Origin of the sequence: Rugamonas violacea, from assembly GCF_016461825.1 — a bacterium.
Classification (GTDB): domain Bacteria; phylum Pseudomonadota; class Gammaproteobacteria; order Burkholderiales; family Burkholderiaceae_D; genus Rugamonas.
Genome location: NZ_JAEMNU010000016.1, coordinates 44,197 through 59,351, shown reverse-complemented (window position 1 = coordinate 59,351; position 15,155 = coordinate 44,197). Strand labels below are relative to the sequence as shown.

Here is a 15,155-nt window from a genome sequence, read left to right as displayed (position 1 = left end):
TCAAAAAATCGACGGGCCGGCGCGCGGCCGGCCCGGTGCTGCGCGCCGCCGCCCTACAGCGCGGCGAAGAAGGCGTCCACCTCGTCCAGGTACTTCTGCTTCTGCGCGGCCGGCAGGAAGGCGGCGGCGAAGCCGTTGCGCGCCAGCCGCTGCGCGTGCGACAGGCCCAGCGGCAGCGCCTCGAAGGTGGCGATGAAGTTGTCGTTCATGTAGCCGCCGAAATAGGCCGGGTCGTCCGAGTTGACGGTCACCGCCAGGCCGGCGTCGAGCAGGGCCAGCAGGTTGTGCTGTTCCATCTTGTCGAACACGCGCAGCTTGACGTTCGACAGCGGGCACACCGTCAGCGCGATCTGCTCGCGCGCCAGGCGCGCGGTCAGCGCGGCGTCCTCCAGGCAGCGCACGCCGTGGTCGATGCGCTCGACCTTGAGCAGGTCGAGCGCGGTGCCGATGTAGGCCGGCGGTCCCTCTTCGCCGGCGTGGGCCACCAGGTGGAAGCCCAGCTCCTTGCAGCGGGCGAAGACGCGGGCGAACTTCTCCGGCGGATTGCCCACCTCGGACGAGTCCAGGCCGATGCCGATGTACTTGTCGCGCAACGGCAGCGCCGCCTCCAGCGTGGCGAAAGCGTCCTCTTCCGACAGGTGGCGCAGGAAGCTGAGGATCAGCGTGGCGCTGACCGGGCTGTCCTGGCAGGCGCGGTGGATGCCGTCGATCACCGTGCGCATCGGCACGCCGCGCGCCGTGTGGGTCTGCGGGTCGAAGAAGATCTCGGCGTGGCGCACGTTGTCGGCCTCGGCGCGCGCCAGATAGGCCGCCGTCATGTCGTAGAAGTCCTGCTCCCGCAACAGCACGCTGGCGCCGGCGTAGTAGATGTCGAGGAAGGATTGCAGGTCGGTGAAGGCGTAGGCGGCGCGCAACTCCTCGACCGAGGCGTAGTTCAGCGCCACGCCGTTGCGCTCGGCCAGCGCGAAGATCAGCTCCGGCTCCAGCGAGCCCTCGATGTGGATGTGCAATTCGGCCTTGGGCATCTGTTGCAGCGCGGCGCGCAATTGATCGTTCATGGTTTTTCTTTCCTCATCGGTTTATCTGGCGACAGCTGGCGGTGCCCGGTAGCCGCCATTATGAAGGCAAATTAAGCCCGGCGCGCGCGGCGCCGCCGCCGCCACCGGCGCCGGCCGCCGCCGCCGCCCCGGCGCGCGCATTTTCGCCACAGCCAAATCGCGCCGTTTGCGCCCTTTCCGGCAGGCCGGCGGAAGGCGTGCTAATGTGGTGCATGAACGCCGAAACAGGCTTGAAAACAAGCGGTATTTTCCACAAAAAATACTAGATTAATCCTTAATAATCAAATACTTACAAAGCTGTATTAACGATATTACGACATATCTTTTGACTTCCTGAACTAATAGAGCAATAATAAATTTCATTGACGTAAGATGCGTTTCGACGAACACACAAAGAGCCGGCAAACATCCTGCGCGCGGCCATGAATGTCAGCTCCACGGACCGGGCAATCCGCTCCACCACAGGGACGCCGGCGGCATATAAATAACACCATAAAAATAATCAGGACCGGAGTGTCAACAGACTAGAGGCAAGGCAAGCCAGCGTAAGGACTGCCGACGATACAGTGACTTGTAGGTTCACATTAAAGGACATTCAAATGACCATTTTTGACAACTACGCAGCCCGTTACGAACGCACCAAAGAAGAAGAGATGTCCATGTCCGAGTACCTTGCACTGTGCAAGAAGGACCATCTCACCTACGCCAGCGCCCCCGAGCGCATGCTTGCCGCGATCGGTGAGCCGACCCTGGTCGACACCCGCAACGACACCCGGCTGTCACGCATCTTCGCCAACAAGGTCATCAAGATCTATCCCGCCTTCCGCGAGTTCTACGGCACCGAGGAGGTCATCGAACAGGTGGTCTCCTACTTCCGCCACGCCGCCCAGGGGCTGGAGGAGCGCAAGCAGATCCTCTACCTGCTCGGCCCGGTCGGCGGCGGCAAGTCGTCGATCGCCGAGAAGCTCAAGTCGCTGATGGAGCATGTGCCCTTCTATTGCCTGAAGGGCTCGCCGGTCAACGAGTCGCCGCTCGGCCTGTTCAACGAGGAGGAGGACGGCGTGCTGCTGGAGGAGGACTACGGCATCCCGCGGCGCTACCTGCGCAACATCCCCAGCCCCTGGGCCGTCAAGCGCCTGCACGAGTTCAACGGCGACATCAACCAGTTCCGCGTGGTGCGCCGCTACCCGTCCGTGCTCAAGCAGATCGCCATCTCCAAGACCGAGCCGGGCGACGAGAACAACCAGGACATCTCCTCGCTGGTCGGCAAGGTCGACATCCGCAAGCTGGAGGACTACTCGCAGGACGATCCGGACGCCTACAGCTACTCCGGCGGCCTGTGCCTGGCCAACCAGGGCCTGATGGAATTCGTCGAGATGTTCAAGGCGCCGATCAAGGTGCTGCACCCGCTGCTGACCGCCACCCAGGAGGGCAACTACAAGGGCACCGAGGGCTTCGGCGCCATCCCCTTCGACGGCATCATCCTGGCCCACTCCAACGAGTCGGAGTGGAAGACCTTCAAGAACAACCGCAACAACGAGGCTTTCCTCGACCGCATCTACATCGTCAAGGTGCCCTACTGCCTGCGCGTCACCGACGAGATCAAGATCTACGACAAGCTGGTGGCCAACTCCTCGCTGTACCAGGCGCCCTGCGCCCCCGGCACGCTGAAGATGATGGCCCAGTTCGCCATCCTGTCGCGCCTGAAGGACCCGGAAAACTCCAGCATCTTCAGCAAGATGCTGGTGTACGACGGCGAGAACCTGAAGGACACCGACCCCAAGGCCAAGTCGATGCACGAGTACGTCGACTACGCCGGCGTCGACGAGGGCATGAACGGCCTGTCGACCCGCTTCGCCTTCAAGATCCTGTCCAAGGTCTTCAACTTCGACAACACCGAGGTGGCCGCCAACCCGGTCCACCTGCTCTACGTGCTGGAGCAGCAGGTCGAGCGCGAGCAGTTCCCGCCCGAAACCGAGCAGAAGTACTTCTCCTATATCAAGGAGCACCTGGCGCAGAAGTACGTCGAGTTCATCGGCAAGGAGATCCAGACGGCCTACCTGGAGAGCTATTCCGAGTACGGCCAGAACATCTTCGACCGCTACGTCACCTTCGCCGACTTCTGGATCCAGGACCAGGAATTCCGCGACCCGGACACCGGCGAGAGCTTCGACCGGGAGTCGCTCAACAGCGAGCTCGAGAAGATCGAAAAACCGGCCGGCATCTCCAACCCGAAGGACTTCCGCAACGAGATCGTCAACTTCGGGCTGCGCGCGCGCGCCAACAACGGCGGCAAGAACCCGTCCTGGACCAGCTACGAGAAGTTCCGCACGGTGATCGAGAAGAAGATGTTCTCCAACACCGAGGAGCTGTTGCCGGTGATCTCGTTCAACGCCAAGGCCAGCGCCGAGGACGCCAACAAGCACGCCGACTTCGTCGCCCGCATGGTCGAGAAGGGCTACACGGCCAAGCAGGTGCGCCTGCTGTGCGAATGGTATCTGCGGGTGCGCAAATCGTCTTGACGCGGGCGCGCGCCGACGCCGCCGCGCGCCGCCCCGGCCAGGGCGGCACGGCGCGCGCGGCGCCAGCGCATCGGCGGCGCGCGGCCGGGCCCGGCCCGGCCATGACGCCGCACCAATAGCAGCAGGAGGCATCTTTTGACTTACCTCATCGACCGTCGTTTGCAGGGCAAGAACAAATCCGCCGTCAACCGCGAGCGTTTTTTGCGCCGCTACAAGGCCCAGATCAAGGACGCCGTGGGCCGCGCCATCAAGGGCCGTTCCATCACCGACATCGAGAACGGCGAAAAGGTCTCGATCCCCGTCAAGGACGTCGGCGAGCCCTCCTTCGGCCACGCCCACGGCGGCGTGTGGGAAACCATCAACCCCGGCAACGAGGAATACCAGAAGGGCGACCTGATCAACCGGCCCAAGGGCGGCGCCGGCGCCGGCCGCGGCAAGGCCGGCAACAGCGACCAGATGACCGAGGACGACTTCATCTTCGAGCTGTCGCGCGAAGAATTCATGAACTACTTCTTCGAGGACCTCGAGCTGCCGCACATGATCAAGACGCAGCTGACCGCCACCACCGAGTTCAAGAACCAGCGCGCCGGCTACAACATGTCGGGCACGCCGTCCAACATCCACGTGCTGCGCTCGCTGCGCGGCGCGCTGGGACGGCGCATCGCCGTCGGCGGCAGCTCGCGCAAACGGGTGCTGGAAGCCGAGACCGAGCTGGAGGCGCTGCTGCTGGCCGGCGCGCCGCTGGAGGACCCGCGCGTCATCGAGCTGCGCAAGCTGATCCACCACCTGCACACGCGGCTGCTGGCGATCCCCTTCATCGACCCGTTCGACCTGCGCTACAGCAACCGCGTCAAGGTGCCCAAGCCGATGACCCAGGCCGTGATGTTCTGCATCATGGACGTCTCCGGCTCGATGGACGAAACCCGCAAGGACACCGCCAAGCGCTTCTTCATCCTGCTCTACCTGTTCCTCAAGCGCGTCTACGACAAGATCGAGGTGGTCTTCATCCGCCACCACACCGCCGCCGCCGAGGTCAGCGAGGAGGAGTTCTTCCACTCGCGCGAGTCGGGCGGCACCGTGGTCTCCTCGGCCCTGCACCTGCTCGACAAGATCGTCGAGGAGCGCTACGGCGCCGGCCAGTGGAACAGCTACGTCGCCCAGGCCTCCGACGGCGACAACTGGGACAACGACTCGGTGCTGTGCCGCCAGTTGCTGATCAACACCATCATGCCCAAGGTGCAGTACTACACCTACGTCGAGATCACCGACGGGCCGCCGCAGAACCTGTGGGAGCAATACTCCCAGGTGGGCGACCACCATCCGCATTTCGCCATGCAGAAAATCGTCACGCCGGCCGACATCTACCCGGTGTTCCGCGAGCTGTTCAAAAAACAGCCGAAGTAGCCGGGTCCGGCCAAGCACTGCCGCGCCCCGAGTCCAATAAGCGAGCCCCGCCATGAACCAGATGCTCAAAAAGCCGCGCCATCCGCGCGCCCTGCCGGAACAGTCGGAATGGACCTTCGAACTGATCGAGCAGGCCCACGAGGAGATCCGCCGCGTCGCCGAGGGTTTCGGCCTGGACACCTATCCGAACCAGTTGGAGATCATCACCGCCGAGCAGATGATGGACGCCTACACCTCGGTCGGCATGCCGGTGTCCTACAACCACTGGTCGTTCGGCAAGCACTTCCTGTCCACCGAGAAGGGCTACAAGCGCGGCCAGATGGGCCTGGCCTACGAGATCGTCATCAACTCCGACCCCTGCATCGCCTACCTGATGGAGGAGAACAGCCTGACCATGCAGGCGCTGGTGATCGCCCACGCCGCCTACGGCCACAACTCCTTCTTCAAGGGCAACTACCTGTTCCGCACCTGGACCGACGCCGAGGCCATCGTCGACTACATGGTGTTCGCCAAGAACTACATCAGCGAATGCGAGCAGCGCCACGGCATCGACGCCGTCGAGCTGCTGCTCGACTCCTGCCACGCCATCCAGAACTACGGCGTCGACCGCTACAAGCGCCCGGCCAAGCTGTCGCTGGCGCAGGAGAACGCGCGGCAGAAGGAGCGCGAAGCCTATATGCAGTCGCAGATCAACGAGCTGTGGCGCACCCTGCCGCGCCGCGAGGAGGAGGAGGTCAACCGCCTGCAGCCGCGCTTCCCGCCCGAGCCGGAGGAAAACCTGCTGTACTTCATCGAGAAGTACGCGCCGCTGCTGGAACCCTGGCAGCGCGAGATGGTGCGCATCGTGCGCAAGATCAGCCAGTACTTCTACCCGCAGCGCCAGACCCAGGTGATGAACGAGGGCTGGGCCACCTTCTGGCACTACACGATCCTGAACCAGTTGTACGACGAGGGCGTGGTGGGCGACGGCTTCATGATGGAATTCCTCAAGAGCCACACCAACGTGGTCTACCAGCCGCCCGTCAGCAGCCCCCACTACAGCGGCATCAACCCCTACGCGCTGGGCTTCGCCATGATGACGGACATCCGCCGCATCTGCGAGCAACCCACCGACGAGGACCGCGAGTGGTTCCCCGCCATCGCCGGCAGCGACTGGCGCAAGACGCTCGACTTCGCCATGCGCAACTTCAAGGATGAAAGTTTCATCGCCCAGTACCTCTCGCCCAAGCTGATCCGCGAGTTCCACCTGTTCGCCGTGCTCGACGACGACAACAACGAGAAACTCTCGATCTCGGCCATCCACGACGAGCTCGGTTACCGTTACGTGCGCCAGCAACTGGCCGAGCAGTATAACCTTGGCAACCGCGAGCCCAACATCCAGGTCTGGTCGGTCAACACCCGCGACGACCGCGCGCTGACGCTGCGCCACACCCAATTCCAGCGCCGGCCGTTGAACCAGCAGGCCAACGAGGTGCTCAAGCACGTCGCCCGGCTGTGGGGCTTCGACGTCCACCTCGACACGGTGGCGCCGGACGGCGAAGTGCTCAGCACCATTGAATGCAAGCGCGAAAAGCGCAACCGCAACGGCTGAACCGGACGCCACCACCGGCGCCGCCGCGCGGCGGCGCCCATCGTTTATCACATATATATATGCGAATCGGCGCCTTGGCGCCGTTCGGCGTCGCGCTGGTATGCATGCCCGGTCCGCCGCGTCAACTTTTTTCGGCGCCGGAGGGCGCAGAATGTTCGGTGGAAATTTCACCAATGCAACACTTCGCACCAAATTTTCAACCGCGCATTGGCAAAACACGCTGACATAATTCCGCGTTTTGCAATATCGGAAAACTAAGCATCACTATGCAAGCGGCCGCCCCAAAAACGTGCCGATTAGTCTTGCTTTTTGTTCTAGAAGGGTGCAGAAGCCCCGCAGAAAAATTGGTCTTACACGGGCTAAACGCATGAAATTTAACCGGTTTTAGGGATTAAAATTCTATGTAAAATCAAGAATTCGTATGTATAATTCGCCGACGTCCCGGATGCGGCTGTTGTTTTGCGTCGCCATTTTGGGGTTTAGTAGCAACAAAAAAGAGTTGGTATTGGAGAAAGCAGGCATGAATTTCACGCACAACGAGAAAAGCACCGGGAAGAACTTTACAGGCATTACCATTGTCGTTTTGTTGCACCTCCTGGTCGCTTATGGGATCGTGACAGGCTTGGGCAAACGCTTGGTCAGCAAAATGATCGAACCGGTTGAGACCAAGATCATCGAGGAGGTGAAACCGCCTCCACCGAAGGAATTGCCGCCGCCACCGCCACCGCCCGAGATGAAGGCACCTCCGCCGCCGTTCATCCCGCCAGTCGAGGTGAACGTGCAGCAGCCGCCGCCGGTGCAAAACACGATCGCCAACGCGACCAACGTGAAACCGGTGTCGAACGAACTGCAGAAGACGCCACCAGCTCAGCCGGCGGCCACCCCGGGCCCGGCCAAGTCGGTGCACGTTCCCGCGGTATACGATTTGAACGCTTGCGCGAAACCAGAATGGCCTAAGTCATCGCTGCGCAACGAAGAAACCGGCACGGTCACGCTGCAATTCGTGGTCGGCGTCGACGGCCACGTGATCGAATCCAAGGTGCTGAAGTCGAGCGGCTTCCGCGACCTGGACAAGGCGGCGATGGCAGGGATTGGCAAATGCAAATTCAAGCCAGGCACAACCGACGGCAAGGCTGAACAATCGGTCACGCAAGTGCAATACGTTTGGACGCTGGAATAAACCGAGGCAAACCCCGTCTCACCTAAGTTCGTTGTCAACCTACATTCAGCGATCTGATTATTTTATTAATTTGGAGGAAGCATGTTTAAGAATACCCGTTTGTCCGCTGTACTGGCCGCTGTGCTGTTTTCGGTGACCGCAGCCACCGCCCTGGTAAGCGCCCCAGCTTTCGCTGACGCGCCCGCCTCGGCCGCAGCTTCGGCCCCAGCAGCCGCTCCAGCAGCGGATGCGGCAGCCGCACCGGCAGCTTCGGCTCCAGCCGCCAAGGTTGAAAAAGAAGAAGTGGAAAACCCGTTCGGCTTCGAAGCGGTGTGGAACGGCGGCTTCGTCTCCCGTGGCACCCTGATCATCCTGTCGCTGATGTCGATGGGTTCGTGGTACATCATCGTCACCAAGCTGATCGACCAGATGAAGATCTTCAAACAGTCGAAAGAAACCTCGGCCAAGTTCTGGAAAGCCGCTTCGATCGCCGCCGGTTCGGCCGCGCTGAAAGAAGGCTCGCCTTTCCGCTTCATCGCTGAAAGCGGCACCAAGGCCACCGTGCACCACGACGGCGCCCTGCTGGAACAAATCGACCTGTCGACCTGGGTCACCATGTCGATCCAGCGCGCCGTGGACAAAGTCCAATCGCGTCTGCAAGACGGCCTGTCCTTCCTGGCCACCGTCGGTTCGACCGCACCGTTCATCGGTCTGTTCGGTACCGTTTGGGGTATTTACAACGCGCTGATCAACATCGGCATGACCGGTAACGCGTCGATCGACAAAGTCGCCGGCCCGGTCGGCGAAGCGCTGATCATGACCGCCTTCGGCCTGTTCGTCGCCGTTCCTGCCGTGCTGGGTTACAACTGGCTGGTGCGTCGTAACAAATCCGCGATGGAAGATGTCCGCTCCTTCAGCGCCGACGTACACTCGGTCCTGATCTCCGGCGCCATGTCGACCAGCGAAGCTGGCCGTGCTGCCGGCGCCAAAAAGATCGGATAAGCGCCATGTCGATGTCCGTAGGCTCCGATAGCGGAGACGAAGATCAAGTCATGTCGGAAATCAACACGACGCCGCTCGTCGACATCATGTTGGTTCTGCTGATTATCTTCCTGATCACGAGCCCGGTCGTTCTCAAACTGCAGAAAATCAAGCTGCCGGAAGAGACCAACCAGGTGATTCAGACCAAACCGGAAGATGTCAACATCGTTGTAAACAAGGATGGCGACATCTACTGGAATCAGAAGAAAATGAAGGACACGAATGAGTTGTTCGATTTTCTGAAGGTGGAAGCAGTCAAGTTGCCTCAGCCGGAAGTGCACGTACGTGGCGATCAGGAAACACGCTACGAGTCGATCGGCAAGGTCATTTACACTACCCAGCGCGCTGGCATTCAGAAGGTCGGCTTCATCACCGAACCGCCTGACCGGGGTTAATCCCCGTCCGCCCCCGGCCAGTCCAGCGGCCCGGGGGCGGCGCCAGCCCCCTTCTTAAAAGGAAACACCATGAGTATGAATGTCGGTTCTCCCGCCGCAGGCGCGGATCCGGAACCAATGATGGAAATGAATATGACGCCCCTCATCGATGTGATGCTGGTGCTGATTATCATGCTGATCATCACGATTCCCAAGGCCAACCATTCGGTGAACTTGAACATGCCGGTCGGCACCCCGCCGCCACCGACCAAGGAACCGGTCGTGGTGACCATCGACGTGGACTTCGACGGTACGATTCTGTGGGACAACGCGGTGATTCCTAGCCGTGCCGCCCTGGAAGCCAAACTGGTCGACGTCGCCGCGCAAGCGGATCAGCCGGAGGTGCATTTGCGTCCGAACAAGCTGGTGTCGTACAAGGTCGTCGCAGGCGTCATGGCTTCGGCCCAGCGCCTGGGTGTGACCAAGATCGGCCTGGTCGGCAACGAACAGTTCCAATAAGACCGCAGCAGGTTCCCTTTATTTGAACGATAGGCAGGATAGTCCTGCCTATTTCGCATTTTGATGAAAGAAAACTTCCCCATGTCCAAGTTTCGTCTCGCTCATCTCGGCCTGGTAATGGCCGCCATTGGTTTCACCGCCGCCGCCCCGCTGGTCGGCCTGGGTTCGATCGCCCACGCCGCCGACGCGGTGCGCGCCGAAGTAGGCAAGCCACTGCAGGAAGCACAGAAACTGGCACAAGCTGGCAAGAACAAAGAAGCGCTGGCCAAGCTGAAGGAAGCGGACGCCGTCGGCGGCAAGTCGCCCAACGAGGTCTACCTGATCGAGCGCACCCGCGCCTCGGCCGCGGCCGCCGCCGGCGACAACGACGCCGCCGCCCACGCCTTTGAGGCGGTGATCAACTCCGGCAAGCTGTCCGCCGCCGAAGCGCCGAAATTCACCCAGGCCCTGGCCGGCATCTACTACCGCGCCAAGGACTATCCGAAGGCCATCACCTGGATCCAGCGCTCGCTGAAGGACGGCGAGAACGCGCAAATGCGCGAACTGCTGATCCAGACCTACTACATCAGCGGCAAGTACGCCGAAGCGGCCAAGGAACTCCAGGGCAAGGGCAACAGCGAAGCGCAACTGCAGATGCTGGCCAACATCCAGCTGAAACAGAACGACAAGGCCGGCTACGTGCAGACCCTGGAAAAACTCGCCGGTTCCTATCCGAAGACCAGCTACTGGGCCGACCTGCTCAACCGCGTCACCGGCAAGCCGGGCTTCTCCGGCAGCCTGTCGCTCGACGTGCTGCGCCTGAAACTGGCCAACGGCCTGCTCAGCAAGCCGGGCGAGTACATGGAGATGAGCCAGCTGTCGCTGCAGGCCGGCAACGGCGCCGAGGCGCTGAAGATCATCGACCAGGGCTACAAAAAAGGCGTGCTGGGCGTCGGCTCGGACGCCGCGCGCCACCAGCGCCTGAAAGACCTGGCCGTGAAGACCGCCGCCGACGGCGAGACCAACGCCGCCAAAGTCGAAGCCGAAGTGTTGAAAAACAAGGACGCCGACGGCCTGAGCAACCTGGGCTTCGCCCTGGCCAGCGCCGGCAAGACCGACAAGGGCCTGGACCTGATGACCCAGGCGGTGAAGATGGACGGCGCCAAGCATCCGGAAGATTTGAAGCTGCACCTGGGCATCGCCCAGGCGCAAGCCGGCAAGAAGGCCGCCGCCCTGACCACGCTGAAGGGCGTCAAGGGCAGCGACGGCGCCGCCGACCTGGCGCGCTACTGGACGCTGCAAATCAACCACCCGATGTGATCGCGCGCGCCCGTCCCCCCGTCCGCTTCGCCGGGCGCGGGACGACGCACCGCCGAAGCGCGGTCTGCCTTGCGCAGACCGCGCTTTTTCAGCTTATTGGGCCGCCAAAGCGGCGGAAAATCGCCGCGCCGCGCCCATTGCCGGTGTGCTCAGGCTGAACAGACCGTATAATCCACCATTTAGCGACAGTTTCCCCCCAAGATTCCCATGAAGGTATTCCGCGGTCTCCCCAATGCAGCGGCGCGCGCGCCCTGCGCGCTCACCATCGGCAACTTCGACGGTGTCCATCTCGGCCACCAGGCGCTGCTCGGCCGCGTCCGTGGCGCCGCCGCCGCGCTCGGCCTGGAGGCCGCCGTGATGACCTTCGAGCCGCACCCGCGCGAATTCTTCGCCCAGCGCGCCGGCGACCTGTCCAAGGCGCCGCCGCGCATCGCCAACCTGCGCGACAAGCTGCAGTCGCTGTCGGACAACGGCATCGACCGCGTCATCGTCGAACACTTCTCGGCCCACTTCGCCGCCCTGACGCCGCAACAGTTCACCGAGCAGGTGCTGGTCGACGGCCTGCACGTCAAATGGCTGATGGTCGGCGACGACTTCTGCTACGGCGCCAAGCGCGCCGGCAACGTCGCCATGCTGCTCGAAGCCGGCCGCCACTACGGCTTCCACGTCGAAACCCTGCCCACCGTGATGAACGGCGGCGACCGCATCTCCTCCTCGGCGGTGCGCGCCGCCCTGTCGGTCGGCGACTTCGGCCACGCCGAGCGGCTGCTGGGCCACCCCTACGCCATCTCCGGCCATGTGATCCACGGCCAGAAACTGGGCCGCACGCTCGGCTTCCCGACCCTCAACCTGCGCGTGCCGCACCGGCCCGCCCTGTCCGGCATCTTCATCGTCCAGGTGCACGGCCTGGCCGACGCGCCGCTGCCGGCCGTCGCCAGCCTGGGCGTGCGCCCCACCGTCGACGACAGCGGCCGCGTGCTGCTCGAAGTGCACCTGTTCGACTTCGACGCCTCCTGCTACGGCCGGCAGGTGCGGGTCGAGTTCCTGCACAAGCTGCGCGACGAGGAAAAATACGACGACCTGCCGACGCTGACCGCCGCCATCGAACGCGATTCGAACATGGCGCGCGAATACTTCGAACAGCGCACCGGCGCCATCACCGCGACCGACCGAATTTGACCGCGCAGCAGCCACACGCGCCGGCCCTTTCCGAACACCCCGAACACACGATCCAAGCAGCATATCCACCTTAAAGATAAACATGTCCGATACCAGCAAACCAGCAGCGCCGAAAGAAGCCAAGCAGGGCAAGAAGCCCGAGAGCAAATACCCGGTCAACATGACCGAAACCCCGTTCCCGATGCGCGGCGACATGGCCAAGCGCGAGCCGCAATGGGTCAAGGATTGGCAAGAGAAGAAGATCTACCATCGCATCCGCAAGGCCGCCGCCGGCCGGCCGAAATTCATCCTGCACGACGGCCCGCCCTACGCCAACGGCGACATCCACCTCGGCCACGCCGTCAACAAGATCCTCAAGGACATGGTGGTCAAGTCGCGCACCCTGGCCGGCTTCGACGCGCCCTACGTGCCGGGCTGGGACTGCCACGGCATGCCGATCGAGATCCAGATCGAAAAACAATTCGGCAAGAACCTGCCGACCGCCGAGGTGCTGACCAAGGCGCGCGCCTACGCGCTGGAGCAGGTCGACCGCCAACGCAAGGACTTCATCCGCCTGGGCGTGCTGGGCGAATGGGAAAACCCCTACCTGACGATGAACTACTCGAACGAGGCCGACGAGCTGCGCGCCCTCGGCCAGCTGCTGGAAAAGGGCTACGTCTACCGTGGCCTGAAACCGGTCAACTGGTGCTTCGACTGCGGCTCCGCCCTGGCCGAGGCCGAGGTGGAATACCAGGACAAGCGCGACCCGGCGATCGACGTCGGCTTCAAGTTCGCCGAGCACGCCAAGCTGGCGGCCGCCTTCGGCCTGGCCCAGCTGCCGACCGAAAACGGCTTCATCGTCATCTGGACCACCACGCCCTGGACCATCCCGTCCAACCAGGCGCTCAACGTCCACGCCGAGATCAAGTACGCGCTGGTGCAAACCGAGCGTGACGGCGCCCCGCTGCTGCTGATCCTGGCGCAAGACCTGGCCGAATCCTGCCTGGCCCGCTACAAGCTCGAAGGCAGCACCATCGCCACCTGCGACGGCGCCGCCCTGGCCGGCATCGGCTTCCGCCACCCGCTGCACGCCAGCGACGCCTTCTACGACCGCCTGTCGCCGATGTACCTGGCCGACTACGTCACCACCGAAAGCGGCACCGGCGTGGTCCACTCGGCGCCGGCCTACGGCCAGGACGACTTCATCTCCTGCAAGGCGCACGGCCTGAAGGACGACGCCATCCTGACCCCGGTGATGGGCGACGGTAAATTCGTCCCGACCCTGCCGCTGTTCGGCGGCATGACCATATGGGAAGCCTCCAAGCCGATCTGCAGCGCGCTGACCGAAGCCGGCGCGCTGTTCGAAGTGAAGATGTTCGCCCACAGCTATATGCACTGCTGGCGCCACAAGACCCCGATCATCTACCGCGCCACCTCGCAGTGGTTCGCCGGCATGGACGTGACGCCGAAGGACGGCGGCCCGACCCTGCGCCAAAGCGCGCTGCAAGGCATCGCCGACACCAAGTTCTACCCCGACTGGGGCCAGGCCCGCCTGCACGGCATGATCGCCAACCGTCCCGACTGGACCCTGTCGCGCCAACGCCAATGGGGCGTGCCGATGGCCTTCATCGTCCACAAGGAAACCGGCGAGCTGCATCCGCGCACGCCCGAGCTGCTGGAACAGGTCGCCCAGCTGATCGAGAAGAGCGGCATCGACGCCTGGCTGGCGCTGGACCTGCGGGACCTGCTCGGCGACGAGGCGGCCATGTACCTCAAGAACAAGGACACGCTGGACGTCTGGTTCGACTCCGGCACCACCCACCAGACCGTGCTGCGCGGCTCGCACAAGGAGCAGTCGGCTTTCCCGGCCGACCTGTACCTGGAAGGTTCGGACCAGCACCGCGGCTGGTTCCACTCCTCGCTGCTGACCTCCTCGATGCTGAACGGCCGGCCGCCCTACAAGGCGTTGCTGACGCACGGCTTCACCGTCGACGGCGAGGGCAAGAAGATGTCCAAATCGCTGGGCAACACGCTGGCGCCGCAGAAGATCTCCGACACCCTGGGCGCCGACATCCTGCGCCTGTGGATCGCCTCGACCGACTACACCGGCGAGCTATCGATCTCCGACGAGATCCTCAAGCGCGTCACCGAAGCCTACCGCCGCATCCGCAACACGCTGCGCTTCCTGCTGGCCAACATCTCCGACTTCGACCACGCCACCCAGGCCGTGCCGGTGGCCGAGATGTTCGAGATCGACCGCTACGCGTTGGCCAACATGGCCGCGCTGCAGGCCGACATGGTGGCCCATTACGACCAGTACGAATTCCAGCCGGTGGTCTCCAAGCTGCAGAACTTCTGCTCCGAGGACCTGGGCGGCTTCTACCTCGACATCCTCAAGGACCGCCTCTACACCAGCGCCATCGACTCGCCGGCGCGCCGCTCGGCGCAGACCGCGCTGTGGCACATCACGCAAAGCCTGCTGCGCCTGATGGCGCCGGCGCTCTCCTTCACAGCCGAAGAGGCATGGGCCATCTTCGCCGGCGCCGAGGCCTACCAGGCCAGCGACGAGACCATCTTCACGCAAACCTGGTGGCAGCTGCCGCAGCCGGCCGACAGCGCCGCGCTAATGGAAAAGTACGGCGCCCTGCGCGCCGTGCGCACCGGCGTCACCAAGCAGCTGGAAGACCTGCGCACCTCCGGCGCCATCGGCTCCTCGCTGCAGGCCGAACTGACCATCAAGGCGAGCGGCGACAAGTACCGCCTGCTGGCCAGCCTGGACGATGACCTGAAGTTCGTCTTCATCACCTCGCAGGCGCAAGCCGTCGAAGTGGCGGGCGAAGCGGAAGAAGCCGTCGAAGTGGCCGCCTCGGCCGCCGCCAAGTGCGAGCGCTGCTGGCACTACCGCGCCGACGTCGGCGGCCACGCCGACCATCCGACCCTGTGCGGGCGCTGCCACAGCAATCTGTTCGGCGCCGGCGAAAAACGCAAATTCGCCTGATCCGCATAGGCATACGATCCGCCGCCGCGCTC

The 15,155-nt window shown here is 63.2% G+C and carries 11 protein-coding genes; 10 read left to right on the top strand and 1 reads right to left on the bottom strand.

What is annotated here, in order from left to right; translation table 11 throughout:
- Positions 1-53: 53 nt before the first annotated feature.
- Positions 54-1,058, bottom strand: coding sequence for an adenosine deaminase (locus tag H7U20_RS02810; protein ID WP_199518090.1), 1,005 nt, complete (start codon positions 1,056-1,058; stop codon positions 54-56).
- A gap of 599 nt (positions 1,059-1,657) precedes the next feature.
- Between H7U20_RS02810 and H7U20_RS02805 the strand changes: the two genes are divergently transcribed.
- The 10 genes from H7U20_RS02805 (at position 1,658) to ileS (ending at position 15,123) form a co-directional block, all read left to right on the top strand.
- Entirely contained in the window at positions 1,658-3,580 is a 1,923-nt protein-coding gene (locus H7U20_RS02805; RefSeq protein ID WP_099414755.1) for a PrkA family serine protein kinase, read from the top strand.
- A gap of 135 nt (positions 3,581-3,715) precedes the next feature.
- Positions 3,716-4,984 (top strand): YeaH/YhbH family protein, encoded by a 1,269-nt coding sequence (locus H7U20_RS02800; protein ID WP_199518089.1) that lies wholly within the window; start codon positions 3,716-3,718, stop codon positions 4,982-4,984.
- 52 nt (positions 4,985-5,036) lie between these two features.
- Positions 5,037-6,575: a SpoVR family protein gene (locus tag H7U20_RS02795; protein ID WP_370593054.1), complete on the top strand. Its 1,539-nt coding sequence runs from the start codon at positions 5,037-5,039 to the stop codon at positions 6,573-6,575.
- A 520-nt stretch (positions 6,576-7,095) separates the two neighbouring features.
- Positions 7,096-7,755 carry an energy transducer TonB gene (locus tag H7U20_RS02790; protein ID WP_199518145.1) on the top strand — a complete coding sequence of 220 codons (660 nt, stop codon included), beginning with the start codon at positions 7,096-7,098 and terminating at the stop codon, positions 7,753-7,755.
- An 81-nt stretch (positions 7,756-7,836) separates the two neighbouring features.
- Complete coding sequence (locus H7U20_RS02785) at positions 7,837-8,736, top strand: MotA/TolQ/ExbB proton channel family protein (protein WP_199518088.1); 900 nt, start codon at positions 7,837-7,839, stop codon at positions 8,734-8,736.
- Between the two features lie 5 nt (positions 8,737-8,741).
- The gene (locus H7U20_RS02780) at positions 8,742-9,170 is read left to right on the top strand and encodes an ExbD/TolR family protein (protein WP_093384623.1); all 429 of its coding nucleotides are present in this window, start codon (positions 8,742-8,744) and stop codon (positions 9,168-9,170) included.
- A gap of 69 nt (positions 9,171-9,239) precedes the next feature.
- Positions 9,240-9,668 (top strand): ExbD/TolR family protein, encoded by a 429-nt coding sequence (locus H7U20_RS02775; RefSeq protein WP_199518087.1) that lies wholly within the window; start codon positions 9,240-9,242, stop codon positions 9,666-9,668.
- A gap of 81 nt (positions 9,669-9,749) precedes the next feature.
- Positions 9,750-10,967, top strand: coding sequence for a tetratricopeptide repeat protein (locus tag H7U20_RS02770; RefSeq protein WP_233410459.1), 1,218 nt, complete (start codon positions 9,750-9,752; stop codon positions 10,965-10,967).
- A 207-nt stretch (positions 10,968-11,174) separates the two neighbouring features.
- Positions 11,175-12,146, top strand: a complete 972-nt coding sequence (locus tag H7U20_RS02765) for a bifunctional riboflavin kinase/FAD synthetase (RefSeq protein ID WP_199518086.1) — start codon at positions 11,175-11,177, stop codon at positions 12,144-12,146.
- An 82-nt stretch (positions 12,147-12,228) separates the two neighbouring features.
- Entirely contained in the window at positions 12,229-15,123 is a 2,895-nt protein-coding gene (gene ileS, locus H7U20_RS02760) for an isoleucine--tRNA ligase (protein ID WP_199518085.1), read from the top strand.
- The last annotated feature ends 32 nt before the right edge of the window (positions 15,124-15,155 follow it).

Bases quoted from the DNA above. Each gene is read 5' to 3' on its own strand.
- H7U20_RS02810 (WP_199518090.1), bottom strand. From the start codon at position 1,058: ATGAACGATCAATTGCGCGCCGCGCTGCAACAGATGCCCAAGGCCGAA.
- H7U20_RS02805 (WP_099414755.1), top strand. From the start codon at position 1,658: ATGACCATTTTTGACAACTACGCAGCCCGTTACGAACGCACCAAAGAA.
- H7U20_RS02795 (WP_370593054.1), top strand. From the start codon at position 5,037: ATGAACCAGATGCTCAAAAAGCCGCGCCATCCGCGCGCCCTGCCGGAA.
- H7U20_RS02790 (WP_199518145.1), top strand. From the start codon at position 7,096: ATGAATTTCACGCACAACGAGAAAAGCACCGGGAAGAACTTTACAGGC.
- H7U20_RS02785 (WP_199518088.1), top strand. From the start codon at position 7,837: ATGTTTAAGAATACCCGTTTGTCCGCTGTACTGGCCGCTGTGCTGTTT.
- H7U20_RS02780 (WP_093384623.1), top strand. From the start codon at position 8,742: ATGTCGATGTCCGTAGGCTCCGATAGCGGAGACGAAGATCAAGTCATG.
- H7U20_RS02775 (WP_199518087.1), top strand. From the start codon at position 9,240: ATGAGTATGAATGTCGGTTCTCCCGCCGCAGGCGCGGATCCGGAACCA.
- H7U20_RS02770 (WP_233410459.1), top strand. From the start codon at position 9,750: ATGTCCAAGTTTCGTCTCGCTCATCTCGGCCTGGTAATGGCCGCCATT.
- H7U20_RS02765 (WP_199518086.1), top strand. From the start codon at position 11,175: ATGAAGGTATTCCGCGGTCTCCCCAATGCAGCGGCGCGCGCGCCCTGC.
- ileS (WP_199518085.1), top strand. From the start codon at position 12,229: ATGTCCGATACCAGCAAACCAGCAGCGCCGAAAGAAGCCAAGCAGGGC.